The organism is Mesorhizobium sp. WSM4821 (assembly GCF_055901555.1).
Genome location: NZ_CM148371.1, coordinates 6,925,771 through 6,951,598 on the forward strand (window position 1 = coordinate 6,925,771; position 25,828 = coordinate 6,951,598).

Here is a 25,828-nt window from a genome sequence, read left to right on the forward strand (position 1 = left end):
CTAGATCAAGTTCGGAAGGAAGAGGGCGATCCGCGGAAAGACGACAATCAGCAGGATCAGCAGGAGGGTCAGCGCGATGTAGGGCGCCGCGGCCATGGCAACCGTTTTGAGCGACGTACCTTTTGGCGCAACACCGATCATGATGAACAGCAGCAGGCCAAAGGGCGGCGTGGTGAAGCCGACCTCGTAGGCGAGCAGCAGGATCAGCCCGAACCAGACAGGATCGTAGCCGAATTGCTGGGCGATCGGCAGGAAGATCGGCAGCGTGATCAGCATCATCGAGACCTGATCCATGAACATGCCGAGCAGCAGGATGACGAGCACCATCAGGAACAGCATGGAATACGGTCCAAAATCGTAGCCCACGATGAACTGGATAAAGCCGCTCGACGCCCCGGAGAAGGCGAATATCTGCGAGAACGTTGTCGAAGCCGAGATGATGAGGAAAGTCATACCCGTGACCTTCATCGCATCGTCCAGGGACTTCCAGACAACCGACCAGCTGAACCTTCGGTAGGCGAACAGTAACCCGACAACGGCGGCGCATCCGAGCCCCGCCGACTCCGTCGGTGTCGCTATTCCAAGGATGATCGTGCCGACCACCATGAACACGATGACGCTCATCGGAACGATGTTGACCGCAACCGCCCTCACCTTCTCGGCCGCACGAACGGTCGGCACCGGATAGTGCGGAGCAGCGTCAGGGTCGATCTTCGTCTGTGCGAAGATCAGCGTCGCGTACATGACGACGAGAAGTAGCCCAGGCAACGCACCTGCTATGAGCAGCGCGCCAACGTCGATCTGGGCCAGCGAGCCGAGCAGGACAGCCAGCGAGGACGGCGGGATGATGACGGCAAGGCTTCCGGCGCCAAGCACCGGCCCGTAGGCCATGTGCGGCTTGTAGCCCCGCTTCAGCATCTCGGGCACCATCAGCGAGCCCATCATGCCGGTATTGGCGAGGCTCGAGCCTGACAGCGCGGAAAAGATCGTGCCGGCGGCGAGCACGACATAGGCAAGACGTCCCCGCAGATTGCCGATGCACAGGTCGAGCGCGTAGATGACTTTCTCGCCGAGGCCGGAGCGGAAGAACAGGCTGCCCATGACAAGAAACATCGGCAGCGGCGCAAGCGCATAAGTCGAGACGGCGTCGGAGAAGTTGGCGATCATCTGCGTCACGCCGACCGAACCGCCGAAGAACAGGTACAGTCCGATCACATTGGTGACGAAGAACGCGAAGGCGACCGGCAGCCCAAGGCCCATCAACACAAGGATGGCGCCGACAAGCACGGCGAATGGAAACAGCCAGGCCATCGGTCAGAGCCCTTCCATTTCCAGAGGATCGAGCGTGTACAGCGTGTCATGGCCCAGCAGATATCTGAGCCATTCCAGCGCCGAGAGGTAGAAGGCGAGCGCGATGGGCAGAAAGACCAGCCATTTCGGCATGTCAAAGCTGCGCGTCTCATATTCGCCGCCAGACACAGCTGTTATCAGGGACGACAAGGCGACGCTGCCAAGGTAGAGGCAGACGCCGATGCAGGCGAGATACACCAGCTTTTCAAGCACCGCCCGAGCCCGCACAGGCAGCGCCTTGCGCAGGAACTCGACGAAGACATGGCCCTTGCTGTGGACGAGCCAGGGCATCGGCAGAAAGGCCGCGTAGAGCAGACCGTATTCCGTCGCGGACACCGCCCAGGCAAGCGGTCTCAGGCCTAGATTGCGGACACACACATCGGCGACCACGGCGACAATGATGAGGCCAAGCACCACCTTCGCCGCCGCTGCGAGCGCAAGGCTCAGCTTCCCGATCGCTGCAAACAATCTGTCCATTCCCGACGGCCCTCATGCCTACCTTGACGCAGGACAAACGCATATGTGGTCCCCCTCATCCGGCCCTTCGGGCCACCTTCTCCCCGCTGGGGAGAAGAGGCTGGCATCAACGCCGGCGGGCCTCTCTCCCCTCGGGGAGCGGTGGGATTGCCCCGAATTGCCCTTCGCAATTCGGTTGGCAATCCGAGTGAGGGGGCTCTTGCCCCATGTGCGATTGCCCCAACCCTCGACGGGGGCGCAGAAGCGCGCCCTCCCATCGGGCTATTGAAAGAACTTCTTCAGCTGGTCGATGTTGGTGGGGTCGCGTTCGGTCATTCTGGTCCAGCTCGCCTGCGCGGCGGCCGCCAGGAATTTGTCGCGGCCGGCGCCGGTCAAGCCGATCACCTTCTGCCCGCCGTCGATCATCGCCTGTGCTTGCTTTTCGGACTCGGCAAGATTGGCGTCGTAGCTCGCGCGCTCGTACTCGACGGCCGTGTCGGCAAGCAGCTTCTGCGCCTCGGGCGACAGCGTGTCCCATTTTGCCTTGTTGATCGAGACCAGCACGTCGGTTTTGAAGAATTGCGGGTCGACGCGGTATTTGGTGAACTTGTCCCAGCCGAAGGACGCATAGCCGAACACCGTGTAGGCGTTGGCATTGACGACGCCGCGCTCGAGCGAGGTGTATACGTCTCCCGGCGCCTGCACGATCACGGTTGCGCCCAACGATTCAAGGAAATCGCGATAGAGCGGCGACGACCGGATCTTCAGACTGCTCCAGTCGATGCTGCCTTCGTCATCGAGCTTGGGTTCGTCGACGGTGAATATGTTGAAGCCCGAGCCCGCGTCGACATGCGCCAACAGATGGGCGTTGGCCTTCTTCTCGAAGATTCCGCTGATGAAATCCCAGCCGCCATTCTCGCGGACCTCCCAAGGCGTCTTGGTCGATGCGGAGAAAACCTCGCCTTCGGGAACGAGCTCCAGGAACTGACCTGCCGGTGTGTCGATCAGGTCGATCAGGCCGCTCTTGAGTGCCGCGCCCTGCTGAATCGGCGGAATGACCTCCGGCCCGCCGCGCACATTGATCTGTACAACGCCCTTGCCTTTTTCGTTCACCTTTTGAACGAACTTCAGGAAACTCTGTGCGTAGCCGTTCTGCGTCGGCGTAAAGTGCACGGCGTTGAGGACAACCTCCTCGGCCGTCGCAATACCCGCTGCACCCGACATGAGTGCAGCCAGAACAAGGGATTTCCAAATGCGCATTGCCGTACTCCCTCTGATAGATCACTTCACCTAGGATCTGGACCCACGGTCGGGTCGATCTGAATTGCGTCGCTGCGCCGCCATGTGAACGGCAGTTTCAGTTGGCATCTTCTCCTACTGTCAGGAACCGCCCATGCGCGTAGAAGACCGGCGATCGGTCGGCGCGATCCAGCGCGACCCCCGAGACGATGCCGATCACGATCACGTGCGATGCCCGCACGATGATTTCAGCTACCCGGCATTCGAAATTTGCCCGCGCGCCGACGAGCAAGGGCGCGCCGGTTTCGCCGCGCACCCACGACCCGGCCGAGAACCGCGCGACGCCCTTGGCTGTGGTCATGCCGCCAAAGGCCCGCGCAACATTCTCCTGGTCGCCGGCAGGGAGATTGACGGAAAAGGGCAAGCCTTCGCGAATGGCCGAGGCAAAGGTGCTGCCGCGGTTGACGCAGGCCAGAAGCGAAGGCGGCTCGGCGCTGAATGAGCAGACGGCCGTCGCCGTGATGCCGCAAAGGCCGATCTCGCCGTGCTCCGACGCGAGGATGGCGACCGACCCCGCCACGGCCCGCATCGCCTGCCTGAAGGCGCGCGGATTGATGGCGTCGCGCCCATGCACCCAAGTCGTGGGACTGTCGGCCGCCGGCATCAATTTATTCGAAGCCCGGCCTGGCGCATCAGCGGCAGCACGCGATCGCAGAAGAAAGGCAACTCGTAGGTGTAGTTGACGAATGTGAGAGCGGCGCCGGAATAACCCTGGTCCATGATCTCAGTGAGATCGTCGACGATCTTTTCCGGCGTGCCGATGAGCGGGAACGTACCCGCGCCGCCGGCGAACCTTTGCCGGTATTCGGTGAACGCCCTTGCGTCATGCGAGTTGGCGAATTCCTTCTTCTTGCGCATATGCTCGTCGACCGCGCCGTCGTCCGCGCATTCCAGCGCGTAGTGCCGGTAATAGTCCTCGGCTTCCTGCTGGGTCTCCCGGCAGACGACGTGGCAGACGGTGTAGACGCCGACTTCGCGACCGACTTCAGCGGCGCGGTTGGTGATGTCGACCACATGCGCGCGGCCATCGGCAATTTCGGAAAAAGTCGAGAACAGGTAGTCGCAGTGGCGCGCCGCATAATTGCGCCCCGGCGCGCCGAAAGCGGCGTTCATGGTCACCGGGCGCGGCGCCTGCAGGCTTGGCGGGCGGCTGACGACCCCCTTCAGATCATAGAACTCGCCGCCGAAGTCGAACGGCTCCCTGGATTGATAGGCACGCACGATGATGTCGATCCATTCCTCGGCCTGATCGTAGGTCCGGTCGCCGACCGTCTGGCCGAACATGGCGAACTCGTCCGGGTTCCAGCCGCAGACGATGTTCAAGCCCGCACGCCCGTTGGAGATATGGTCGACCGTCGCCAGCGCTTTTGCAGCCTGCAGCGGATGAACCAGCGGCACGTGCACCGTCATGAACAGACCGATGTTTTCCGTGGCGACGGCAAGGCCCGCCGCCCAGGTGAAAGTCTCGAACGACCATTCCCGCACATGCGTCAAACCGCCGAAGCCGCGCCAGCGCGCGATCGGCAGCAGGAATTCGAGGCCGGCGCGATCGGCGATGCCGGCAGAGTTTAGGTTGTCTTCCCAGCGGGCGCGCCAGCGCTCTGGAACGGTGGTCATCGCCAGGCCGCCATCGGCGTTCATCGAGAAGACACCGAGCTTGAACCGGTTTGGGCCTTTCAGCGGATGCTGCTTTCTGATCATGATTTTCCCTGCCGTGGGATGCTCGCAGCTTCATCGTTGAAGTGTTGCAACGGTGGGCTCAGCTTCATGAAACGCTCCTCGGCGTTCTGAATGAAGTGGGTCATCCGGTCGTAAGCCGCGACGGCGTCGCGCTTGAGGAATGCCTCGTAGATGGCGCGCATGCCGGCAACGATGACGGCCTGCGTCGGCTGGTGTGACAGCGTCTTTAACCGGACGACGAGTACATGGTCGGCGAACCGGGCAATCGTCTGTGAAAGGCGATCGTTCTCGACAGCGCCGAGCCAACAATTCCTGAATGCCGAATTGGCCTGGAAAAAGAGGTCGGCATCGCCGGTGGCGGCGGCGGCTTCCGCCTCCTGAAGCGCGGCTGCCAGCGTCTCGAGGCCAGGGGCATCAAGTGTGCGGGCGGCATGCGCGGCGGCCCGCGGCTCGAGCAGGCGTCGGACTTCGAAGATGTTGGAGATGTCCGTCGCGGTCAGCGTGGGCAGTGTGAAGCCGCGCGTCGTGCCGACCAGATAGCCTTCATGCACCAGTTGCATCAACGCGTCGCGGACAGGCATTCTGGAAATGCCAAGCTGGGCGGCGATATCGACATCGACGAGCTTCTGGCCAGGCGCCAGTTCGCCGCGCTGTATGGTCAGGCGAACCTGCTGATAGACCTGGGCACGCAGGTTGCCCTCGCCAATCCGTTTGAACTCGATCGGTTCCGTCATCCACGCCTTCCCCTGCGAAGATTTCGTATATCGTTGTGACTGTGTTCTCGCGATCGTCCCGTTTGAATGCAGCCACATGGCGGTGAAATTCGACCTGCCAGCTGTGTTCCCGCCACAAGTGGAGCATAGGCTGGGTCGCCTGGCAAGATATTTTAAGTCTATAATGTATACTGTTTGATTTCCGCGACGAGGAGGGCGGCCGCGAAACGGCGCTATCTGTGCTGTCGTCATGAAAGAGCGGAGGCGCAGTAACAGGCGATCGGCTGGGCAAGAGCTCAGCGATCCAGTCCGCCACGTCGATCGTCACTTGATCCGCAGGCGATCCGGGAGGACCGGTTCGTCAAGGGTGGGCAGGGTCGCTTCGCTTACTTGCTCGTGGGAACTTCGGAGCCTCGCCTGGGTCGGCGGACGGCTCTCACCTTGCCGCTGTTTCCACCGCCGCAGAAGAACTGATCGCCGCCATTTGACTCGAGACCCGACACGCCTGTTGCCGGCGGCATGTCGAGCCTCTCCAGGACCTTTCCCGTTTCAGGATCTATTCGCCTGACGTCGCTCTCGTCACCTTCCCAGGTGCCGTGCCAGAGTTCCCCGTCGATCCAGGTGACCCCGGTGACGACGCGGTTGCATTCGATGGAGCGAAGAACCGCTCCTGTCTGAGGATCGACCTGATGGATCTTCCGGCCGCGATAGTGCCCCACCCAGAGCGTCCCTTCGGCCCATGCGAGCCCCGAGTCACCACCGCCACCAGGGGCCGGGATCGTCGCCAGCACTTCGCCGGTCTTCGGATCAATCCTCTGGATGCGATCCTCGGCGATCTGGAACAGGTGCTGGCCGTCGAAAGCCGTTCCCGCGTGTGCGGCGACGTCGATCGAGCGCACCACATTCCCGCTCTCAGGATCCAAGGCGTTCAGCCTGTCTCCGGACGCAAACCAGACGTGCTCGCCGTCGAACGTAACCCCAGCCACCTCGTCGGCGCCCGGAAAGGGACCATATTCGCGAAGGATTTCGGCTGCGGATCGTTTCATGCGTCCATCCTAGTAACCCGTGAGCGGACCGGGGAGTAACAAGGTTGTCGGGAATCCCGGCACGGGCGGCGTCATCCAGCGACGCGCTCGCGCGCGGCCATAGAACTGCACCTTGCCTGCCGCCGCAAGCTGCTCGAGCCAGCGCTGCACGGTGCGCGGGCTGGTGCCGAGCGCAATCGCCAGCGCCGAGCTCGACCATGACTCGCCGTCGGCGAGGAAGGCCAGCACCGCTGCATGCTGCTCGTCGACGGGCGGCGCCAGCACCACGACATCGCATGCGCGGCGCGGCTTAAGCGCAAAGCCTTGGCTGGTCGCGCTCACCTCGGCCAGCGACCGCAGCTCCACGCGGAGCCGACCGACTTCGACCCGCAACCGGGCGCGATGCGATTCATCGGCATGCTTGCCGCCGAAGGCGCGGGCGACGAGCGCCTTCCTCGGCACGTCCGCAGGCCAGGCTTCGCCCAGCGCGCGGGCCAGCGCGAACAAGACCGGGCGCGTCGCGAGCGAGACGACCGTGCCGGCGTCCCGCACGACATTGCGGCAGGCGTCCACGACGAGCGCCCCCGACGCCAGCAGCGCCTCGACCTCATCGAGCAGGAGCGAGCGCTCCTCGCCACGCGCGATCAGGCGCGCCGCGGGCGTGTTCATCACGAGGGATGCGCTTTCGACCTCCGCCGTCAGTGCCGGGATATCCGCCTCGCGCGCGGCATTCTCGGCCCGGGCGAGCGCGGCGCGCGCCGCCTTGGTCCGCAGGCGTCGAATCGCCACGCCCGCGATCACCAATTCGTGGGCGGCCCTCGACGCCGGCGGCAGCGGTGCGGGGTCGAACCCGGCGAGCCTGCGCTCGGCCTCGTCGAGGCGTCCGATCAGGAGCAGGCGCCGGACCTCGAGATTGCGCGCATGCGCGGCATTGATGCGGTCACCATGCTTCTCAAGCGTCGCCCGCGCCGCGTCGAGCGCCTTCGCCGGCCAGCCGAGGTCGCGCGAGACGAGTGCGATCTCGGCTTCGGCGACGACACACCGGGCGCGGGCCACGGCCTCTTTCGGACCGAAGGCGCGCGCCGCGCTTTTGAGGAGAGCCTTTGCTCGAGCGAGATCGCCGAGCTGCGCCATCGCGATGCCGCGCAGCGCGAGCGCGGGCGCATCGTCACGCAGGGCGACCCGCTTCAAGGCGCCAAGCGGATCACCCATTGCAAGCGCCCGCGCCGCAGCGGTGATCAGCGAGTCCATCTGAATCCCGTCACACTTGTCACTCTCACCGTTCGATATCCGGTCCTAATCTATCTCGGAACCGACAGCCAGCACGCCGTATCGAGACGCGCCGTATCGATACCGTGTGAAACGACGCAGACACGAGGGAGAAGAGTGATGACCGGCGATTTCACCGCGAGGTCCAGCACGATCGTTGCTGCTCGGCATGAAACTGCGGATGCCTGTGCCGGAAGCGGCAACGCGGCCACGCTCGGCGCGGCCCACTGGTTATCCCTGGCGGCCGCGCCAACATTCGCAATCATGGCGCTGGTGACGGCCGTTTCCGGTGGTGCGGACATGATCTGCTCAGCGGAAGCGTCACCGCTGAACGGAATGGTCATGATGTACTTGCTGATGAGCGCCTTCCATCTGGCGCCCTGGCTGAAGCTGGTCGCCAGCCGACGAAGCGCTGCCCGGCGGTCGTGATACGGCGCTCGCCAGATCAAACCGTAACCGGCAACGCAAATCACAAAGTCCCATCGGACGTGCCGGCCTCGCCTGCATGGCGCATCATGCGGCGAAAGCTCATCGAGATATGAGCTCGCCTTATGTGCCCGATGGACTCCCAGTCGCCGATCTCGGCGGCGGCAAGGACCTCTTCCATTTCGCGGCGGAACGCGGTGAACTCCTCCACGAGGCCCAACTGCGGCATCATCTTCAGGACGACACGCGCGACTTGAAAATACAGGCGCTCGCTGATCTCGCGCAGCGGCTGGTTGCCGGTCATCGCCGTAAGTTCGTAGAAAAAATCCATGTTGAGGCGCAGGAAAGCGCGCTGATCGGGATTGAGCACATCGGAATCGCAGCGCGCGATGAGCGCCCTGATGCGGTCGAGGTCTTCCGCCGTGCGCGGGATCGGCGAAAGCTTGCCGACGAGGAGCGCCAACTCCAGGCGCAAGTGATAGACCTGCTGCAATTCCTCGATGTCGACGTCGGTGACGATCGTGCCGACGCCATGGACGGATTGAACCAGGCCCTCGGATTCGAGGCGCGCCAGGACACGCCGAACCGGCGTGCGGCTGATCTGGAATTCCTGGGCAAGTTCTTCCTCGGAGAGATGGCTTCCCGGGGTGTAGTCTAGCAGGCAGATGCGGTCGCGCAGTATCCGGTAGATGCGCTCGAACCGCTCCCGCGCCGAGAGCGGGCGCGGCGGCGTCACGGCTATCGGCCCGGCATCCGTCTCAAGCGTCATCCAGCCTCCAGGACAGCGTGCAGGAACTGCCGTGTCCGCTCGTTCTTGGGTGCGCCGAACAGCTCGTTCGGAGGACCCTGCTCGCAGATCTTACCCGCGTGGAAAAAGCACACGCGATCGGAAAACTCCCTGGCAAACCCCATCTGGTGGGTGACCATCAGCATGGTCAGGTCATGCTCCCTACCGAGTTTTCGGATGACTTCAAGCACTTCGCCGACAAGTTCCGGGTCGAGCGCCGAAGTAACCTCGTCGAACAGCATGATCTTGGGCCGCATGGCGCAGGCGCGGGCAATGGCTACGCGCTGCTGCTGGCCGCCGGAAAGCTGCGAGGGATAGTGGTCCTTCTTTTCCGACAGGCCGACCATGTCGAGCAGCTCGGCCGCACGCGCCTCGGCATCGGCCCGCTTCATGCCGAGCACGGTTATCGGCGCCTCGATGCAGTTCTGCATCGCCGTCATGTGCGGGAACAGGTTGAACGACTGGAACACCATGCCGATCTTGGCGCGGATCTTGCGGATGTGGGCGAGATCGGCGGGAACCAGCTTGCCGTTCCTCTCCATGTGGGTGAGCGGCTCGCCTTCGACCCAAATGACGCCGTCGTTGATCGTCTCCAGCGTCATCAGCATGCGCAGCACCGTGGTCTTGCCGGAACCCGACGGGCCGATGATGGAGACCTTTTCGCCGCGTGCAATTTCCAGGTTGAGCCCGTCGAGAACGGTCAGCGCGCCGTATCGCTTCGAAACATTGTCGAAGCGGACCATCGGTTGTTCCGTCATCGCATGGCCCTCCGGTTGAGCACGCGTTCCAGCGTGCGGATGAGCGCGGCCGAAACCAGGCTCATGGCAAGGAAGAACAGGCCGACCAGCGTCATCGGCTCGGTATAGCGGAAGGTATCGGAGCCGATGATCTTGGCGGTCTGCATCAGTTCCATCACGGCGATCGCGGAAAGCAACGGCGTCTCCTTGAACAAGGCGACCAGATAGTTGCCGAGCGCCGGAACGATCGGCGGAATCGCCTGCGGGATGATGATGTCGCGAAACGTCGTCCAGGACGACAGGTTGAGGGCGATCGAGGCTTCCCACTGGCCGCGATGGATGTTGTCGAAACCGGCGCGATAGACCTCGGAACAATAGGCGGCGTAGTGGACACCGATGGCAAGCACCCCGGCGGTGAAGGCGTCGAGCACCAGGCCGAACTTCGGCATGACAAAGTAGAGAAAGAATATCTGGATCAGCAACGGGGTCGAACGGATCAGCTCGACCAGCACCGAAATCGTCCAGCCGGTCCATGGCACGGCAATGCGGACGACCGCCAGCACCAGGCCAAGCGAGGCGGCAAGCGCAAAGCCGATCAGCGTCGCCTCGATGGAGACGACGGCGGCGCGGGCGAGCACCGGCAGGATTTCCAAGGCAAATGCCCAATCCCAGATCATGCTGCCTTCCCCCGCGCCAGCCCGAGCGAAGCCCGCCGTTCGAGAAGCCGCATGCCGATGGTGAGGACCAGCGACATCGCCAGGTACATCAGCAGCACGAGGGTGAAAATCGGAATGGTCTTGAACGTGTTCTGGTTCATCTGCTGCGCCTTGAAGGCGAGGTCCGAGAGCGTGATCAGCGAGACCAGCGCCGTCGATTTCAAAAGCTCGATGAACAGATTGCCCCAAGGCGGGATCATGGCGACGAAAGCCTGCGGCAGGATGATCCGGCGCAGCATCTGGGGGCGGCTCATGTTCAATGCAGTGCACGCCTCCCACTGGCCGCGGGCGACGGACTGGATCGCGCCGCGCACGACTTCCGATCCGTAGGCGCCAACGTTCAGGCCGAGCGCCAGAACGGCGACCAGAAATGCGTCGAGCGTGACACCGAATTGCGGCAGCACGAAAAACAGCCAGAACAATTGGACCAGCGCCGACGTGCCGCGGAATATCTCGACATAGACCGTGGCCAGCCATCTGAGCGGCGCCGGGCCGTACATCCGCGCCAGAGCCGCCAGCACGCCCATGACAATTGCCAGCAGGCTGCCGAGGATGGCGATCTCGACCGTCAGGACCGCGCCCTGCAGCAACCCCGGCAGAAACAGGCTATAGGCTTCCTGCGTTGCCAGGGCGGCGATTACGCCAAGCGCAATGATCAGCATGGTGACAAGCGTGCGGATTCCCATGCGATTCCCCTAGAAAAAAGGGCGGCGCTTTCGCGCCGCCAGCAGTTGGGAACCTACTCGCCCGCGCAAAGCTGCGCGGTGGTCTTGTTGGGGAGATAATCCTTGCCGAACCCGAGCGGCTCGACCAGCGCAATGTGCTCCGGCGAACCGAGGAACGTCTTCAGTTCGGCGTTGAACGCTTCCTGCAGATCCGTATCTTCCTTGCGGAAGCCGAAACCGCCATGGCCTTTCACCGACTTGCCGGCAACCTCGCCGAAGGGTGTGGTCGATTCGACGCCGTCGGCCTTCTTGGCCATGTCGGCGATCGAAAGGGCGGTCAGCGCGGCAGCGTCCGCGCGGCCAGCCTGAACGGCGGCGACGAGGCTCGACTGGTCGGGCAAAGCGACAATCTGCCCTTCGGCGACGCCCGCGTCCTTGGCGTAGCCGCCCTCGACGGCGCCGGCCATCACGGCGAGCTTGAGATCCGGATTGTCCTTGATGCTGGAATAGTCCTTCACGCCCTTCGGATTGCCTTTTGCCACCAGCATGGCCTGACCGATGCCGTAGGACGGCTCTGAGAAATTGATCTCGGCGCAGCGTTTCGGGTTGATGAACATGCCGGCGGCGATGATATCGAAGCGGCCAGCCTTGAGACCCGGAATAAGCGAGCCGAATTCGGTCAGCACGCCGTCGACCTGCGCGATACCCATCTTGGCGAGCACCGCCTTGGCGACTTCCGGCGCCTCGCCGGTCAGCTTGCCGTCAGGCGTGGCGAAACCGAACGGCGCCTCGTTGGCAAAGCCGACGCGGATGTAGCCGTCCTTCTTGGCCTGCTCGAGGGTGGTTTCCGCATGAGCGGGCCATGACGTCAATGACGTCGCGGCAAGCGCGAGGCAGGCGGCGGCTTTCACCACCATCCGGCGTGATATCGATGATCTGACCATGCTTTTCTCCCATTGAACGACTGATGAATGGTTCCCAGGATGCGTCTTCTTCGAGATCGACATCCGTCTGATTAGACGTATACAACTAGCCTAGACATTCTGCAAGCGAGGATGTAAAAACCTTTTAAATCCGGCTGGAATTCGTAGTTGCACGACGAAATTATTGCCTAGTTGTGCACAATTTAGGCCCAGCGCATCCGTTAAAGGCGGGATTTTGGTGGCGAGCGCGAGCGGTTTCGGGACATTCACGCAAGCGGAGTATGCGCAGCGACTGGCCGGCGTGAAGAGACGCATGGAGAGGGCCGGCTTCGACCTGATCATCTGTCAGGATCCCGCCAACATGTGCTGGCTGACCGGCTATGACGGATGGTCGTTCTATGTGCCGCAATGCGTGCTCGTCCATCTGGAGGAGGACCGGCCGATCTGGTTCGGCAGGGCGCAGGACGTCAGGAGCGCACGCCTGACCACCGGCCTGCCGGAGAAAAACATCGTGCCGTTCTCGGAGCGGCTGGTGCAGCAGCCCGTCGAACACCCCTATGACGAACTCGCCCAACTGATCCGGTCGCGCGGCTGGGGAAAGGCCCGCATCGGCGTCGAGATGGACGCGCATTATTACACCGCGCGCTGCCACGCCCATCTCGCCGGCGGGCTGCCTGAGGCGCACTTCGTCAACAACAACGATCTCGTCAACTGGGCGCGGCTGGTCAAATCCGAAGCCGAGCTGGTGCTGATCCGCGAGGCCGGTGCGATCTGCACGCACGCCATGGACCGCGCCATCGAAAAAATGCGACCCGGCGTGCCCCAGAACCATGTCATTGCGGAAATCTATCACGCACAAATCATGGGCGTGCCTGGAGCGGGCGGCGACTATGCCGCGATCTGTCCGCTGATGCCCGTTGGCGAGGGCACCAGCACGCCGCATCTGACCTGGTCCGACGCGCCGCTGCCGGACAGCGGCCTCGCCATTCTGGAGATCGCCGGGGTGCGGCGACGCTATCATGCGGCGCTGACGCGGACCGTACATTTCGGCAAGCCGCCGCAAGCCATCATCGACATGGCCAAGGCGATTGTCGAGGGCGTCGACGCCGGTCTCGAAAAGGCGCGCCCTGGCTGCACCGCCGAAGAGGTGGAAGCCGCCTGGCAGGCGGTCTTGCGGAAGAACGGGCTGAAGAAGGAAAGCCGCGTCGGCTATCCGGTCGGGCTCGCCTACCCGCCCGATTGGGGCGAACGCACGGCAAGTCTTCGTCCCGGCGACACCACCGAGATGCAGTCCGGGATGTGCTTCCATTTCATGGCCGGCGTTTGGCTCGACGATTTCGGCATCGCCATCTCGGAATCCTTCGTCGTGACCGATCGCGGCGGCGAACGCCTCTGCGAAGTGGCGCGCGAACTCATCGTCATCGACTGACCATGACGGACGGGACGAAAGATCATGCCGGCAATGCAGCCGGCAACCAGCACGAGGACGCCTGATGGACCGTAATCCGTTTTCCGAAGCCGAAATCGCCGGCCGCCTTGCCAAGGTCCGTGCGGCGCTTGCCGAGCGCGCGCTCGACGCGGCGGTCTTTGCTTCGCCGGAGAACGTCTTCTACCTCACCGGGCTTGACCACTGGGGATATTTTGCCCCTCACCTGCTGATCGTCCCGCTCGAAGGAAAGCCTGTTCTGGTCACGCGCTCGATGGAAAAGGTGACGATCGAGAAACAAGTGACGGCAGCGGAATTCCGCGGCCATTCCGACAGCGAAACGGCGGCCGACCTTGCCGCGCGGGTGCTTGCGGAACTCGGCCTGTCCGGCAAGCGGATCGGCCTCGAATACTGGACGGCTGGCCTCAGCCATGGGCTTGCCGTCGCGCTCCAGGCGCAGGCCGATGCCAGATGGAGCGACGTCTCCGGCCTGGTCGACAAGATGCGGCGGATAAAGAGCGCAGAGGAACAGGCGCTGATGCGGCGCGCCGCACAAGTGACCGACGCCGGCGCCGGCGCCGCGATCGCGGCGATCTCTGAGGGCGCCTCCGAACAGGAGGTCGCCGCCCAATGCGTCGCGGCGATGATCCGCGCCGGCGGTCATGCTCCAGGCTTCGGCCCGTTCATCCGCCCAGCGGCGCGCCTGGGCGAAGAGCACACGACGTGGGGCGACGGGATCTACCGCAAGGGCGAGCCGGTCTTCGTCGAGCTCTCCGGCTGCATCTCGCGCTATCACGCGCCGCTCGGCCGGCTCGTTCGCATCGGCTTTATCAGCGACGAAGACGCCGCGATGGCGGAAGTGACCGCCGAAGCGTTCAACGCGGTCGTCGAGGCGCTGCGGCCCGGCACCAGGGCGCGCGACGTCTACGCCGCCTGGCAGGCCGTCGCCGACGAGGCCGGTCTTTCCCACTATCGACGCCACCACTGCGGCTACCTCGTCGGCGTCGGCCAGCCGCCGTCCTGGACAGGCGGCAATTCGGTAACGGGCCTCAGGCACGATTCCGACCTCGAGATCGAGACGGGGATGAGCTTCCATATCCTGTCGTGGCTGATGGGCACCGGTCGCGGCGACGACTTCGTCTCCAACACCGTACTTCTGACCGATGCGGGTGCCGAAGTGCTCACCCGCACACCGGCCGGCCCGATCGTTCGATAGGCCCGCACGCATGGCGCGCTACTCGGCATTCTCGATTTTCCGCAACGCGCTGTCCGGCCAGAAGAACTGGCAGCGCGCCTGGCGTGCGCCGGAGCCAAAACCGTCCTATGACGTGATCGTCATCGGTGGCGGTGGACACGGCCTCGCCACCGCCTTCTACCTCGCCGAGAACCACGGCATCCGCAACGTCGCGGTGCTCGAGAAAGGCTATGTCGGCGGCGGCAATGTCGGCCGCAACACCACCGTCATCCGCTCCAACTACCTGCTCGACGGCAACACCCAGTTCTACGAATTCTCGATGAAACTCTGGGAGAACATGTCGCGGGCGCTGAATTTCAACGTCATGTTCTCGCAGCGCGGCCAGCTCGTCACGGCGCATTCGGCCGATCAGCTCGACGGCTTCAGCCACCGCGCCAACATCATGCGGCTGAACGGCATCGATGCCGATATCCTCGACCGCGACGAAGTGCGCCGGCTGGTGCCCTATCTCGACTTTTCCGACACGGCCCGCTTTCCGATCCATGGCGCCATCTTCCAGGGCCGGGCGGGCACGGCGCGCCACGACGCCGTCGCCTGGGGCTATGCGCGCGCCGCCGACGGCCATGGCGTCGACATCATCCAGAACTGCGAGGTGACCGGCTTCCTCGGCGACGGCGACAGCATCGTCGGCGTCGAAACGACGAAAGGCCGGATCGGCGCCGGCAAGGTCGGCCTCGCGGTCGCTGGCCATACATCCGTGCTCGGCGCCAAGGCCGGCCTTGAACTGCCGATCGAAAGCCACGTCCTGCAGGCCTTCGTCACCGAACCGCTGAAGCCTTTGGTGGACCATGTCGTCGCCTATGGCGCCGACCATTTCTACGTTAGCCAGTCGGACAAGGGCGGGCTGGTCTTCGGCGGCAATCTCGACGGCTACAATTCCTACGCCCAGCGCGGCAATCTCGGCGTCGTGCGCGAAGTGGCGGAGGCGGCGATCGCGCTGATGCCATGCATCTCGCGCGTCCGTCTGCTGCGCCATTGGGGCGGCGTCATGGACATGACGCCCGATGCCAGCCCGATCATCTGCCCGACGCCGATCGACGGCCTCTATCTCAACGGCGGCTGGTGCTATGGCGGCTTCAAAGCGACGCCGGCTTCCGGCTGGTGCTTCGCCCACACGATCGCCACCGGCAAGCCGCATGCCTTGATCGCAGGCTTCGGTCTCGACCGTTTCGGCACCGGCCGCACGCTCGACGAGGCCGGCGCCGGCCCCTCCGCCTGGCTGCAATAGGAGGCGGAATAAAATGCTGCGCATCGAATGCCCCTGCTGCGGTCCGCGCGACCATGACGAGTTCCGCTACGGCGGCGATGCTTCCGTCACGCGTCCGGCCCACGACGATCCCGATCCGGAGGCCTGGTACGCTTACGTCTATGTCAGGACGAACCCGGCAGGCCTGCACCGCGAATTCTGGCAGCACGTAATCGGTTGCCGGCAATGGCTGGTGGTCGAACGCGACACCCGCAACCACGCCATCGCATCCGTCGACTTCGCCAGGCAATCAACTGCCAGGCAATCACCGGCCAGGAAATCACCAGCATGAGCTCGAACCACAAGCGGCTGTCGATAGGTGGCCGCATCGATCGCGAGCGGCCGGTCGATTTTACCTTCGACGGCCGCAAGCTTACTGGATATCGCGGCGACACGCTTGCCTCCGCGCTGCTCGCCAATGGCGTCACCCTGGTCGGGCGCAGCTTCAAATATCATCGTCCGCGCGGCATTTTTTCCGCCGGGCCCGAGGAGCCCAACACGCTGGTTACGCTCGGAACCGCAGGCAGGCGCCAGCCGAATCTGCCGGCGACGACACTGGAACTCGCGGACGGCATGGCCGCGGAGAGCCAGAACCGTTGGCCTTCGCTTGCCTTTGACGTGCAAAGCGCCAATGGCCTGTTCGCGCCGTTCCTTTCGGCCGGCTTCTACTACAAGACCTTCATGGGCCCGACGCGCCGCGCCTGGATGGTCTACGAGCACTTCATCCGCAAGGCGGCCGGGCTGGGCAGAGCAGGCACCGACCCTGATCCCGTCCGCTACGAGGTTCGTCACGCCTTCGCCGATGTCGCAGTCATCGGCGCCGGCCCGGCGGGATTGTCGGCGGCGCGTGCCGCGGCGGCGGCCGGTGCGCGGGTCGCGCTGATCGAACAGGATTTCCTTCTCGGCGGCCAGCTTCTGGCGGAACCGTCCGACAGTGCCGCGGCCTCATGGTTGAGACAGGCCGAAGCCGAGCTGGAGGGTTTCGAAGCCGTCGCCCTGATGAAGCGGACGACCGCTTTCGGCACCTATGACGGCAATGTCATCGGACTGGTCGAGCAACGCGACCCAACCGATCCGCGGCCGACCGGCGAAGCGCTGCAGACGTTCACCATGCTTCGCGCCCGCTCGATCGTTTTCGCCACCGGCGCCATCGAGCGACCAATGGTATTCTCGAACAACGACAGGCCCGGCGTCATGCTTGCCTCGGCCGCCCGGACCTATCTCAACCGTTTCGCCGTCCTGCCCGGCAAGAAAATCATCGTCGTCACCAGCAATGACGGCGCCTGGCGCGCCGCTCTCGACCTTGCCGCGGCCGGCGCGGAGGTAACGGTTGCCGATCCGCGCGCCGCGCCGCCCACAGCACTTGTCGCGGAAGCCGCACGGCTTGGTGTGATGGTGCGGGCCGCAACGCACATCATCGGCCTGCGCGGCGGCCATGCCGTCAGGCGTGCAACGCTCAATGGACCGGACGGCCAATCCGAGGCCGCCTGCGACCTGGTCTGCATGTCCGGCGGCTGGTCGCCGACCGTGCATCTCACCTCGCATCTGGGCGTCAAGCCCCAATATCGTGACGACATTGACGGCTTCGTGCCGGGCGCGTTTCCGGCGGACCGGTTCGGCGCCGGCGCGATGATGGGAATCTATTCGACCGCCGATGCCATCGAGGACGGTCATCGCGCCGGCACCGAAGCGGCATCGTTCTGCGGCAAGTCGGCGCCGGCGCCCGCTCCGCCGAAACTCGATCTGGGCGAGACCGCCACGGCCCCGCTTCGCGAAATCCCGTCCGTTGGACGTGGCAAAGCCTTCGTCGATTTCCAGATGGACGTGACGACCGGGGATATCGATCTCGCCTATCGCGAGGGCTACGAATCGGTCGAGCACCTGAAGCGCTACACCACGCTCGGCATGGGCACCGACCAGGGCAAGACCAGCAATTTTCCAGCGCTTATCGCGATGGCGGCGCTGCGCGGCGCAACGATCCCCGAGACCGGCGCCACCACCTTTCGCCCGCCCTACACGCCGATCGCCATCGGCGCGCTTGCCGGACGCGCCACCGGCCATCATTTCAAGCCGATCCGCCTCACGCCGATGCACGACTGGCACATGGCGAACGGCGCCGAGATGCTGGAGGTCGGTCTCTGGATGCGGCCCTATTTCTACAGGCAGTCCGGACGCGACGTGAACGAAGCCTATGTCGCCGAGATGCGGACTGTGCGCCAGGCCGCGGGCCTGATGGACATCTCCACCCTCGGCAAGATCGACGTCCAGGGTCCGGACGCCGCGATTTTCCTCGATCGCGTCTATGCCAACGGATTTGCCAAGCTGCCGGTCGGCCGCGCCCGCTACGGCGTCATGCTGCGCGACGACGGCATCGTCTTCGACGACGGCACCACAACGCGGCTGGCGGAGAACCGGTTCTTCATGACCACCTCGACCGCCAAGGCCGCCGACGTGCTGTCGCGTCTCGAATTCCTGCTCGATACGGCCTGGCCGGACTTGCACGTCGCCGTGACCGCGGTGAGCGATGAATGGGCGGCGATGTCGGTTGCCGGACCGAAAAGCCGCGCAATCCTCAGTGCGGCGTTTCCCGCGCTCGACGTTTCCGATGCGGCGCTTGCGCATATGGGACTGCTCGACAGCGAATGGCAGGGCCGGGCGCTGCGCATCCTGCGCCTCAGTTATTCCGGCGAGCGCGCCTATGAAATCTATGTCGGCGCAACCGCCGGCGAACGGCTCTGGAGCCGCCTGCTCGAAGTCGGCGGAGCATTCGACCTGAAGCCTTACGGCGTCGAGGCGCTCGGCGCGCTGCGCGTCGAAAAGGGCCATGTCGCCGGGCCTGAAATCGATGGGCGCACGACGCTCCACGATCTCGGCCTCGGCCGCATGGCCGGCAAGCGCACCGGCTGCGTCGGCGACGTGCTGCGCCGGCGCCCCGCCTTCCAGGCGCCCGACCGGCAGCGCCTGGTCGGACTGGAATGCATCGAGGAGGGAAAACGCCTGCGCGGCGGCGCCATCCTGTTCCTGCCGGGCGAGAACCCTTACGGCCACGGGCGCGGCCGCGTCACCTCCGTCACCTTCAGCCCTGAACGCGGCCACTATGTCGGGCTGGCCTTGCTTGCCGGCGATGTCGCTGCTGAAGGCAGCGAGGTAGTGGCCGTCTATCCGATGAAGGCCGAAACGGTGCGTGCCCGCATCGTCTCGCCGGTATTCCTCGATCCGCAGGGAGAGCGGCTGCATGGCTAGTCAAAGTTGGGCTAGCCCGGATTTCAGCCTGTCCGTGGCCGATTGCCCCCTCATCCAAGTCGAGGCCTGGGACGGGGCGCTGACGCAATTCGAATCGAGCCTCTCGGCGTCGCTCGGCAGCAAGCTTCCGGCCTCGGTCGGAGAGACGGTTCGTCACAAGAGTTTCCTCGTCATCCGCGTTGCACCTCGCCGTCTCTGGCTGACCCTCGACGACGGCACGCTGGCACCTTCGCTTGCCCTCGACCCGGATCTCGGCTGTTCGGTTTCTCTCGGCGAAGGCCGCGTGCGTTTCAAAATGGCCGGGCCCGACATCTCACGCGTTCTCTCCAAATGCATCGCCGTCGACTGGCGCGCGCCGACTGCCGCTCCGGGCCGGGCCGTGCAGACGTCCTTGCATCATGTGCCCGCGCTTTTCCTGCGCACCGGCGAGACCGCGTGCGAACTCATCGTGCCGCGAAGTTTTTCGCGAAGCCTCTCGGATTGGATTGCTGACGCCGTGGTGTAGGAAAGGACCTGGGCGCGAACGCTCCCGTCAGGCGGCGCTCCACGGTCTTGCCCCGTGGATGATCTCTTGAGCGCGTACGGCAAAGCGGCCGGCGAGAGGCCACTTGCTGGCGGCATCGGCCGACGCCGCGCTGCCTGCCCGCGCCCGGTCGGCGATGCCGACGAAGATCACCGCGAAACGGAACAGCGAAAAAACCAGGTGGAAGCGTTCCAGGGGCGCAGTGGGTATGGCATGCGCGAAATAATGGTCGAGGAATTCGCGCTGGCTGGGGATGCCCAGTGCGGCATGATCGAGGCCGAGGATGCCGCCATATTCGTCTGGGGTCGAATGCCAGGTCATCGAGCAAAAGCCGAGATCGGCGAGCGGATGGCCGACCGTCGACAGCTCCCAATCGAGAATGCCGATCACCTGCGGCTTCGCGGGATGGAACAGCAGATTTCCGAGGCGGAAGTCGCCATGCGCGATCGACACGCGTCCGTCATCCGCCGGCAAGTGCTGCGGCAGCCAGTCGGCTACCGCTTCGAGCGCCGGAATTGTCTCGCTCGGCGATTCCCTGAGCTGCCTGGCCCAGCGGGCAATCTGGCGCTCGAAATAGTTGCCGGGCCGGCCATAGTCGCCGAGGCCGACCTCGTCGGGGCGGACCGCATGCAATTTTGCCATCGCTTCGGCCATGCCGAAATAGATGGCGCGTCGCTGCGCGGGCGAAAGGCCGGGCAGCGAACAGTCATGGAAGACGCGGCCATCCAGCCGCTCCATCAGGTAGAAGGGCGTGCCGAGCGGCTCGACATCCTCGTGATAGAGCACGGGTCCCGGCACCGGGACGTTGGTCGGCGCGAGCGCTTCAAGCACGCGGAATTCGCGGTCGACGGCATGCGCCCCGCGCAGGATCGGCCCGGCCGGCTTCTTGCGCAGCACCATGCGATGCGCACCATAGTCGACGAAGTAGGTGGGGTTGGACTGTCCGCCGGCGATCCGCTCGAGCGTCATTGAGGCATCGCCGAAGCGGCTCGCGAGAAAGCCCTTCAATGCGGCAGGATCGAAATCCGCATTCAACGGCCGCGCCATCTTTTCCTCCCGGGACGCCACCGCGCGTCCCTTATGCCTCGCCTTCGACCGCCCAGCGCCAGAAGCCCTTCTGTTCCTCGTTGAGGAAACGGTTCAGCACCATCTTGTGGACCTCATCGGCACCGTCGACCAGCCGCGCCTGGCGAGCATAGCGGTAGATCCATTCGAGCACCGTGTCCTTGGAATAGCCCCGCGCGCCATTGATCTGGATCGCCACATCGGCCGCGTCATGCAGCACATTGGCGACCTGGACCTTGGCCATCGACACTTCCTTGCGGGCAAAGCCGCCGCGGTCCAGCTCCCACGCAGCCTTCATCACAAGGATGCGGCCGATCTCGATGCGCATAGCGAGGTCGCCGAGTTTCAGCTGGACGCTTTCGCGGTCGGCGAGGCGTTGACCGAAACCGTGGCGCTCGGCAGCGTAGGCGCGCGCGATCTCGACGCAGCGTTTGGACAATCCGAGCCAGCGCATGCAGTGGGTGAGCCGCGCCGGGCCGAGCCGCACCTGCGTCACCTTCATACCCCTGCCCTCGCCGGCCAGCATGTCTTCGACAGGGATTTCGAGCCCATCGAATTCCAGCTCGCAATGCCCGCCATGCTCCTCCGGGCCCATGATCTCGATGCGGCGCAGGATGCGCCAGCCTGGCTGGCCCTTATGGAACATCAGGGCCGACAGGCCATGGCGCGGATCGTCCGAGGTTCGCGCGATCAGAATGAAATGGCTGGCCTCCTCCGCGCCGGTGATAAACCATTTGCGGCCGGTCACCACATATTTGTCGCCGCGCCGCTCCGCACGCGTCATGATCATCGAAGGGTCCGAGCCGCCGCCGGGGTGCGGTTCGGTCATGGCAAAGGCCGAGCGCACCTTGCCCTCGACGATCGGCTTCAGCCATTTTTCCTTTTGCGCTGACGTGCCGAGCGCCTCCAGAACCATCATGTTGCCATCGTCGGGCGCTGCCGAATTGAACACCACCGGTCCGAAGATCGACCGGTTCATCTCCTCGTAGCAGACCGCCATGTCCATTTTGCCGAGACCGGCGCCGCCGGTTTCGGGCTTGAGTTGCAGGCACCACAGGCCCGCCATTCGCGCCTTGGCGCGAAGCCCTTCCAGCAGCGGCAAGGCGATATTTCCATGCGCGTCATAGGACATCTTGTCGGCCTCGAGCGGCAGGATCTCGCGCTCGACGAAGTCCGCAATGCGGACGCGGTAATCTTCGGTGCGGGCGGGAATGTCGAAATTCATGGACAATCTCTCAGCGATGAAACGAGGTGGCCGCCATCGACCTCTTTGGACGAGATCGCCGAAGTAGTATTGGCCATCGTCAAGAAACCGAGCCAGCGCTCGCTTTCCTTATTCGCCTCTATCCCCTTTTGCAGCCGCCGTCATCCGGCGAAGCGTGGTTCGGCAACGCCTTTCACTCCAAGGCCGGTTATTGCGAACAGGCTGCCGCGCAGGACGCCATCGCCGGGGAAGCGCGGCAGCGGCGGCTTTGCCATCGAGGTCACGTAGAGCGTGTCGAGCTTCGGCCCGCCGAACATGACGCTGGTGATCTTCTTGACGGGCATGTCGATGATGCGGTCGACGCTGCCGTCGGGCGCATAACGCACCAGCCGGCCGTCATAGACGAGGGCATTCCAGAGGAAGCCTTCGGCATCGACGGTAGACCCATCGGCAGCGCCGCCCCGGCTGGTGTCGACGCGGACGAAGGTGCGCCGGTTGGTGGCGGCACCAGTCGCGATGTCATAGTCGTAGGCCCAGATCTCGCCGGTCCAGGTGTCGGCGAAATAGAAGGTGCGATCGTCGGGGCTCCAGCAGGGGCCGTTGGAGCAGATGATGCCGGAGTCGATCCTGGTGACGGAAAAATCAGGATCGAGCCGGTAGAGGCCGCCGGACGGCCCCTCTTCCATCGTATCCATCGACCCCGCGAAAAAGCGGCCCCGGCGGTCGACCTTGCCGTCATTGAGCCGATTCATCGGCTTGTCCGGTTCCGGATCGTGGATCAGCGTCACCTCGCCGGTGGCGAAATCGAGCAGATGGAAGCCGCGCTGAAGCGAGACCACCGCGCCGCTGCCGTCCTTGCGTAGCGCCATCGAGCCGATCTTCATCGGCACATCCCAGCAACGGATTTCGCCACCGTCGGCGGTCGCCCGAAACACGCGCCCGTCGAAACTGTCGATCCAGTAGAGACGCTCCTGTTCGACATCCCACAATGGGCCTTCGCCCAGCGTGGTCTTCACGTCCACCACGACTTCGATCTTCATGCCGTCCTCCTCTGTTGGCACCGTGCGGCGATAGGCGAGCCGCCTCAGAACGCGACGTTGTCGCCGCCCTTCAATGACAAGATTTCGCGTGCCTCGTCGGGCGTCGCCACTTCCATGCCGAGGCCTTCGATGATCTTGCGGGCAAGCACCACCTGTTCGGCGTTCGATTTGGCAAGCTTCCCCTTGCCGGCCCAAAGACTGTCTTCGAGCCCGACGCGGATGTTGCCGCCAAGGGCGGCCGACTGCGCGGCAATACGCAACTGGCTGGCGCCGGCACCGAGCACCGACCAGCGGAACTGGTCGCCGAACAGCCGGTCGGCAGTGCGCTTCATATGGGCGACGTCTTCGGGATGCGTGCCGATGCCGCCAAGCAGCCCGAACACCGACTGCACGAAGAAGGGCGGCTTCACCAGCCCGCGATCGGCGAAGTGCGAGAGGTTGTAGAGATGGGCAATGTCGTAGCACTCGAACTCGAAGCGCGTGCCGTTGTCGTAGCAGGTCGCAAGAATGTATTCGATGTCTTTGAACGAGTTGCGGAAGACAAGGTCACGCGTCGCTTCCAGATGCGGCTTTTCCCAGTCGAACTTGAAGGTCTCGTATTTGTCGACGAGGTGATAGAGCCCGAAATTGATCGAGCCCATGTTGAGCGAGGCGACCTCGGGCTTGAATTCGGCGGCCGGGCGCACGCGCTCCTCGACCTTCATGTAGGGGCTGCCGCCGGTGGTGATATTGATGGCGGCATTGGTGGCCTGCTTTATGCGCGGCAGGAACCGGGCGAAGGCCGCCGGCGTCTGGTCCGGCTTGCCGGTCTCCGGATCACGGGCATGCAGGTGCAGGATCGCCGCACCCGCCTCCGCCGCCGCGATCGCCTCGGAGGCGATCTGGTCCGGCGTGATCGGCAGATAGGGCGACATGGTCGGCGTGTGGATCGCCCCCGTCACCGCACAGGTGATGATTACCTTGCCCCTGGTCTGCGCAGCGCCGGGCTTGCGGTTCGTTTCCGTCATCGTCCGAACTCCCGATCCGATTTTCTCTTGTGCGCCGCCAGCGCCATCAGCCGGCGGTCGCGCCACACCTGCCGTTGGCCGAGTTCTTCCCGCGGCAGCCGCTTGCGACGGTCGGCCTCGACGGTTGCCAAGACCTCGCCCGCCCAGTCGACGCGGCGCAGCATCTGCGGGAAGATATTCGAATAGATCGCCTGATAACGCTCGACATAGTCGCGCACGCCGCCGGGCGCATTGAGATCGATCGTCTCGAACGGACCCATGAACGACCAACGCAGCGCCAACCCGTCGCGGATGCCGATATCGACATCCTCGACGCTGGCATAGCCGTCGGCGACAAGGCGAAAGGCCTCCTCCAGCAGCGCGCCCTGCAGGCGGTTCATGATGAAGCCGTCGAGTTCGTGCTTCATCACCAGCGGCGCATGACCCGCAGCGACGAGGAAGGCGCGGGTCCTTTCGACCGTCTCGGCGGAGGTCCACGGCGCCGGCACGACTTCCGCCGCCGGGATGAGATAGGGCGGATTGATCGGATGCACGACCAGGCAGCGGTGCCGCCCTTGCAGATGGTCGGTGAATTTCGACGGCAACAGCGCAGAGGTGGAACTGGCGATCACCGCTTGCGGAGCGGCCAGTGCATCGATCAGGGAGAACACCTCGCGCTTCACGCCGAGATTTTCCGGCGTGTTCTCCTGGATGTGGACCGCATCGGCCAGCGCTTCTTCCAGTTCCGCAACGATGGCGATGCGACCAAGCACGGCGTCGATTGGCTGTCCCCGCAGCAGATCGTTCGCGGCGAGGTCGCCCAGCACGCCGGCGATATAATCGCGCGCACCTTCGGTCGCGGCCGGCGACTGATCCCACATCCGCACATGGTGGCCGGCGCGGGCGAAGCTGATCGCCCAGGCCCGTCCGATGAAGCCGCTGCCGACAATTGCTACCTTTGTCATAGTCCCTTCCTCAAAGCGTTTCGACATTGCCGTCGACGCCGAGCGACTGGCCGGAAATGTTGATGCCCGCATCGGACAGCAGGAAGGCGACCATCGAGGCGACGTCATAGGGGCTGGTCATGCGGCGCAGCGAGATGTTCTGGAGATAGCGCTCCGTCATTTCCTCGTTCGACACGCCAAGCTGCTTGGCCCGGTCGGCGATGACCTTGTCGATGCGCGGCCCCTCGATGATGCCGGGCAGGATGGCGTTGACCCTTATGCCGTGCGGCCCGAGTTCCTTGGCGAGGCTTTGCGTGAAACCAATGACGCCGAATTTGGCTGCCGAATAGGGCGTGCGGAAAGCGTAACCATGGCGGCCGGCCGCGGACGACATTGAGACGATCGAACCGCCGCCCGCCGCCTTGATCAGCGGCACGGCGCGCCGGGCGCAGAGGAACTGGCCGGTCAGGCAGACGTCGATGCAGCGCCGCCAGTCCGCCGGATCGATCTCGTCGACGCCGCCGGTCGGCCCGGCAATGCCGGCATTGTTGATCAGCGCGTCAAGGCCGCCGAGCTTTTCCTTCACGGTCTCGAACAGCCGGTCGACGTCGTCGTCGCGCGAGACATCGGCTTTGACCGCGGCGACGAGGGCGATCCTGTCCGGAGCAGCGGCCAGCGCCTCGTCGGAAACGTCGCAAACGACGATGCGCGCGCCGAGCCGCGACAGCGTGTCGGCAATAGCCAAGCCGATGCCGCCGGCCCCCGCCGTCACCAGCACGCGCTGCCCCTTCAGCCCGGTCAGAAAATCGTCCGCCGATGACGGTGCCCCTTTACTCATCGTCCTGTCCTT

26 protein-coding genes are annotated in these 25,828 nt (G+C 64.3%); 7 read left to right on the top strand and 19 right to left on the bottom strand.

Features of this window, described 5'->3' with window-relative positions:
* From AC0NID_RS33755 to AC0NID_RS33790, 8 genes are all read right to left on the bottom strand, one after another.
* Positions 1–1,311, bottom strand: a complete 1,311-nt coding sequence (locus AC0NID_RS33755; RefSeq protein WP_473454877.1) for a TRAP transporter large permease — start codon at positions 1,309–1,311, stop codon at positions 1–3.
* A gap of 3 nt (positions 1,312–1,314) precedes the next feature.
* On the bottom strand, positions 1,315–1,827 hold the full coding sequence (locus tag AC0NID_RS33760) for a TRAP transporter small permease (RefSeq protein WP_473454878.1): 513 nt from the start codon (positions 1,825–1,827) through the stop codon (positions 1,315–1,317).
* A 261-nt stretch (positions 1,828–2,088) separates the two neighbouring features.
* Entirely contained in the window at positions 2,089–3,066 is a 978-nt protein-coding gene (dctP, locus tag AC0NID_RS33765; protein ID WP_473454879.1) for a TRAP transporter substrate-binding protein DctP, read from the bottom strand.
* Between the two features lie 97 nt (positions 3,067–3,163).
* Positions 3,164–3,709, bottom strand: coding sequence for a flavin reductase family protein (locus tag AC0NID_RS33770; protein ID WP_473454880.1), 546 nt, complete (start codon positions 3,707–3,709; stop codon positions 3,164–3,166).
* Entirely contained in the window at positions 3,709–4,803 is a 1,095-nt protein-coding gene (locus AC0NID_RS33775) for an LLM class flavin-dependent oxidoreductase (protein WP_473455065.1), read from the bottom strand. The genes AC0NID_RS33770 and AC0NID_RS33775 overlap by 1 nt, the downstream gene beginning before the upstream one ends.
* Entirely contained in the window at positions 4,803–5,519 is a 717-nt protein-coding gene (locus tag AC0NID_RS33780) for a GntR family transcriptional regulator (protein ID WP_473454881.1), read from the bottom strand. Before AC0NID_RS33780 ends, AC0NID_RS33775 begins: the two co-directional genes overlap by 1 nt.
* A 365-nt stretch (positions 5,520–5,884) precedes the next feature.
* Positions 5,885–6,544 (bottom strand): Vgb family protein, encoded by a 660-nt coding sequence (locus AC0NID_RS33785; protein WP_473454882.1) that lies wholly within the window; start codon positions 6,542–6,544, stop codon positions 5,885–5,887.
* 9 nt (positions 6,545–6,553) lie between these two features.
* A complete protein-coding gene (locus tag AC0NID_RS33790) occupies positions 6,554–7,774 on the bottom strand; it encodes a helix-turn-helix domain-containing protein (RefSeq protein ID WP_473454883.1) in 1,221 nt (406 codons plus the stop codon).
* Positions 7,775–7,912: 138 nt separating this feature from the next.
* Between AC0NID_RS33790 and AC0NID_RS33795 the strand changes: the two genes are divergently transcribed.
* Positions 7,913–8,221 (top strand): hypothetical protein, encoded by a 309-nt coding sequence (locus tag AC0NID_RS33795; RefSeq protein ID WP_473454884.1) that lies wholly within the window; start codon positions 7,913–7,915, stop codon positions 8,219–8,221.
* A 40-nt stretch (positions 8,222–8,261) separates the two neighbouring features.
* Here AC0NID_RS33795 and AC0NID_RS33800 read toward each other — a convergent pair whose 3' ends face one another.
* From AC0NID_RS33800 to ehuB, 5 genes are read right to left on the bottom strand one after another with little or no spacing between them, the layout of a single operon-like run.
* Positions 8,262–8,987 carry a GntR family transcriptional regulator gene (locus AC0NID_RS33800; RefSeq protein WP_473454885.1) on the bottom strand — a complete coding sequence of 242 codons (726 nt, stop codon included), beginning with the start codon at positions 8,985–8,987 and terminating at the stop codon, positions 8,262–8,264.
* Positions 8,984–9,763, bottom strand: a complete 780-nt coding sequence (ehuA, locus tag AC0NID_RS33805) for an ectoine/hydroxyectoine ABC transporter ATP-binding protein EhuA (RefSeq protein ID WP_473454886.1) — start codon at positions 9,761–9,763, stop codon at positions 8,984–8,986. Before ehuA ends, AC0NID_RS33800 begins: the two co-directional genes overlap by 4 nt.
* The gene (ehuD, locus tag AC0NID_RS33810) at positions 9,760–10,419 is read right to left on the bottom strand and encodes an ectoine/hydroxyectoine ABC transporter permease subunit EhuD (protein ID WP_473454887.1); all 660 of its coding nucleotides are present in this window, start codon (positions 10,417–10,419) and stop codon (positions 9,760–9,762) included. Before ehuD ends, ehuA begins: the two co-directional genes overlap by 4 nt.
* Complete coding sequence (ehuC, locus tag AC0NID_RS33815; protein WP_473454888.1) at positions 10,416–11,144, bottom strand: ectoine/hydroxyectoine ABC transporter permease subunit EhuC; 729 nt, start codon at positions 11,142–11,144, stop codon at positions 10,416–10,418. The genes ehuD and ehuC overlap by 4 nt, the downstream gene beginning before the upstream one ends.
* A 53-nt stretch (positions 11,145–11,197) precedes the next feature.
* Entirely contained in the window at positions 11,198–12,067 is an 870-nt protein-coding gene (gene ehuB, locus AC0NID_RS33820) for an ectoine/hydroxyectoine ABC transporter substrate-binding protein EhuB (RefSeq protein ID WP_473454889.1), read from the bottom strand.
* A 217-nt stretch (positions 12,068–12,284) separates the two neighbouring features.
* Between ehuB and AC0NID_RS33825 the strand changes: the two genes are divergently transcribed.
* The 6 genes from AC0NID_RS33825 (at position 12,285) to AC0NID_RS33850 (ending at position 19,721) form a co-directional block, all read left to right on the top strand.
* Positions 12,285–13,475, top strand: coding sequence for a M24 family metallopeptidase (locus AC0NID_RS33825; protein ID WP_473454890.1), 1,191 nt, complete (start codon positions 12,285–12,287; stop codon positions 13,473–13,475).
* A 64-nt stretch (positions 13,476–13,539) separates the two neighbouring features.
* Positions 13,540–14,688, top strand: a complete 1,149-nt coding sequence (locus AC0NID_RS33830; protein ID WP_473454891.1) for a M24 family metallopeptidase — start codon at positions 13,540–13,542, stop codon at positions 14,686–14,688.
* A 10-nt stretch (positions 14,689–14,698) separates the two neighbouring features.
* Positions 14,699–15,955: a sarcosine oxidase subunit beta family protein gene (locus tag AC0NID_RS33835; protein ID WP_473454892.1), complete on the top strand. Its 1,257-nt coding sequence runs from the start codon at positions 14,699–14,701 to the stop codon at positions 15,953–15,955.
* Between the two features lie 13 nt (positions 15,956–15,968).
* On the top strand, positions 15,969–16,265 hold the full coding sequence (locus tag AC0NID_RS33840; RefSeq protein ID WP_473454893.1) for a sarcosine oxidase subunit delta: 297 nt from the start codon (positions 15,969–15,971) through the stop codon (positions 16,263–16,265).
* Positions 16,262–19,216, top strand: a complete 2,955-nt coding sequence (locus AC0NID_RS33845) for a sarcosine oxidase subunit alpha family protein (protein WP_473454894.1) — start codon at positions 16,262–16,264, stop codon at positions 19,214–19,216. Before AC0NID_RS33840 ends, AC0NID_RS33845 begins: the two co-directional genes overlap by 4 nt.
* Complete coding sequence (locus AC0NID_RS33850) at positions 19,209–19,721, top strand: sarcosine oxidase subunit gamma (RefSeq protein WP_473454895.1); 513 nt, start codon at positions 19,209–19,211, stop codon at positions 19,719–19,721. The genes AC0NID_RS33845 and AC0NID_RS33850 overlap by 8 nt, the downstream gene beginning before the upstream one ends.
* Positions 19,722–19,748: 27 nt before the next feature.
* Here the strand turns inward: AC0NID_RS33850 and AC0NID_RS33855 are convergent, their stop codons facing one another.
* From AC0NID_RS33855 to AC0NID_RS33880, 6 genes are all read right to left on the bottom strand, one after another.
* Entirely contained in the window at positions 19,749–20,786 is a 1,038-nt protein-coding gene (locus AC0NID_RS33855; protein WP_473454896.1) for a phosphotransferase family protein, read from the bottom strand.
* Between the two features lie 31 nt (positions 20,787–20,817).
* Complete coding sequence (locus AC0NID_RS33860) at positions 20,818–22,029, bottom strand: acyl-CoA dehydrogenase family protein (protein ID WP_473454897.1); 1,212 nt, start codon at positions 22,027–22,029, stop codon at positions 20,818–20,820.
* Positions 22,030–22,169: 140 nt separating this feature from the next.
* Positions 22,170–23,048 carry an SMP-30/gluconolactonase/LRE family protein gene (locus AC0NID_RS33865; RefSeq protein ID WP_473454898.1) on the bottom strand — a complete coding sequence of 293 codons (879 nt, stop codon included), beginning with the start codon at positions 23,046–23,048 and terminating at the stop codon, positions 22,170–22,172.
* A 44-nt stretch (positions 23,049–23,092) separates the two neighbouring features.
* Positions 23,093–24,055 carry a 3,5-dioxohexanoate:acetyl-CoA acetone transferase gene (gene kce / locus AC0NID_RS33870; RefSeq protein ID WP_473454899.1) on the bottom strand — a complete coding sequence of 321 codons (963 nt, stop codon included), beginning with the start codon at positions 24,053–24,055 and terminating at the stop codon, positions 23,093–23,095.
* Entirely contained in the window at positions 24,052–24,999 is a 948-nt protein-coding gene (locus AC0NID_RS33875; RefSeq protein WP_473454900.1) for a 3-hydroxyacyl-CoA dehydrogenase, read from the bottom strand. Before AC0NID_RS33875 ends, kce begins: the two co-directional genes overlap by 4 nt.
* A gap of 10 nt (positions 25,000–25,009) precedes the next feature.
* Positions 25,010–25,816, bottom strand: coding sequence for an SDR family oxidoreductase (locus AC0NID_RS33880; RefSeq protein WP_473454901.1), 807 nt, complete (start codon positions 25,814–25,816; stop codon positions 25,010–25,012).
* Positions 25,817–25,828: the final 12 nt, after the last annotated feature.

Coding starts and splice junctions, on each gene's coding strand:
- AC0NID_RS33755 (WP_473454877.1), bottom strand. CDS start 1,311: ATGGCCTGGCTGTTTCCATTCGCCGTGCTTGTCGGCGCCATCCTTGTG.
- AC0NID_RS33760 (WP_473454878.1), bottom strand. CDS start 1,827: ATGGACAGATTGTTTGCAGCGATCGGGAAGCTGAGCCTTGCGCTCGCA.
- dctP (WP_473454879.1), bottom strand. CDS start 3,066: ATGCGCATTTGGAAATCCCTTGTTCTGGCTGCACTCATGTCGGGTGCA.
- AC0NID_RS33770 (WP_473454880.1), bottom strand. CDS start 3,709: ATGCCGGCGGCCGACAGTCCCACGACTTGGGTGCATGGGCGCGACGCC.
- AC0NID_RS33780 (WP_473454881.1), bottom strand. CDS start 5,519: ATGACGGAACCGATCGAGTTCAAACGGATTGGCGAGGGCAACCTGCGT.
- AC0NID_RS33785 (WP_473454882.1), bottom strand. CDS start 6,544: ATGAAACGATCCGCAGCCGAAATCCTTCGCGAATATGGTCCCTTTCCG.
- AC0NID_RS33790 (WP_473454883.1), bottom strand. CDS start 7,774: ATGGACTCGCTGATCACCGCTGCGGCGCGGGCGCTTGCAATGGGTGAT.
- AC0NID_RS33795 (WP_473454884.1), top strand. CDS start 7,913: ATGACCGGCGATTTCACCGCGAGGTCCAGCACGATCGTTGCTGCTCGG.
- AC0NID_RS33800 (WP_473454885.1), bottom strand. CDS start 8,987: ATGACGCTTGAGACGGATGCCGGGCCGATAGCCGTGACGCCGCCGCGC.
- ehuA (WP_473454886.1), bottom strand. CDS start 9,763: ATGACGGAACAACCGATGGTCCGCTTCGACAATGTTTCGAAGCGATAC.
- ehuD (WP_473454887.1), bottom strand. CDS start 10,419: ATGATCTGGGATTGGGCATTTGCCTTGGAAATCCTGCCGGTGCTCGCC.
- ehuC (WP_473454888.1), bottom strand. CDS start 11,144: ATGGGAATCCGCACGCTTGTCACCATGCTGATCATTGCGCTTGGCGTA.
- ehuB (WP_473454889.1), bottom strand. CDS start 12,067: ATGGTCAGATCATCGATATCACGCCGGATGGTGGTGAAAGCCGCCGCC.
- AC0NID_RS33830 (WP_473454891.1), top strand. CDS start 13,540: ATGGACCGTAATCCGTTTTCCGAAGCCGAAATCGCCGGCCGCCTTGCC.
- AC0NID_RS33835 (WP_473454892.1), top strand. CDS start 14,699: ATGGCGCGCTACTCGGCATTCTCGATTTTCCGCAACGCGCTGTCCGGC.
- AC0NID_RS33840 (WP_473454893.1), top strand. CDS start 15,969: ATGCTGCGCATCGAATGCCCCTGCTGCGGTCCGCGCGACCATGACGAG.
- AC0NID_RS33845 (WP_473454894.1), top strand. CDS start 16,262: ATGAGCTCGAACCACAAGCGGCTGTCGATAGGTGGCCGCATCGATCGC.
- AC0NID_RS33850 (WP_473454895.1), top strand. CDS start 19,209: ATGGCTAGTCAAAGTTGGGCTAGCCCGGATTTCAGCCTGTCCGTGGCC.
- AC0NID_RS33855 (WP_473454896.1), bottom strand. CDS start 20,786: ATGGCGCGGCCGTTGAATGCGGATTTCGATCCTGCCGCATTGAAGGGC.
- AC0NID_RS33860 (WP_473454897.1), bottom strand. CDS start 22,029: ATGAATTTCGACATTCCCGCCCGCACCGAAGATTACCGCGTCCGCATT.
- AC0NID_RS33865 (WP_473454898.1), bottom strand. CDS start 23,048: ATGAAGATCGAAGTCGTGGTGGACGTGAAGACCACGCTGGGCGAAGGC.
- kce (WP_473454899.1), bottom strand. CDS start 24,055: ATGACGGAAACGAACCGCAAGCCCGGCGCTGCGCAGACCAGGGGCAAG.
- AC0NID_RS33875 (WP_473454900.1), bottom strand. CDS start 24,999: ATGACAAAGGTAGCAATTGTCGGCAGCGGCTTCATCGGACGGGCCTGG.
- AC0NID_RS33880 (WP_473454901.1), bottom strand. CDS start 25,816: ATGAGTAAAGGGGCACCGTCATCGGCGGACGATTTTCTGACCGGGCTG.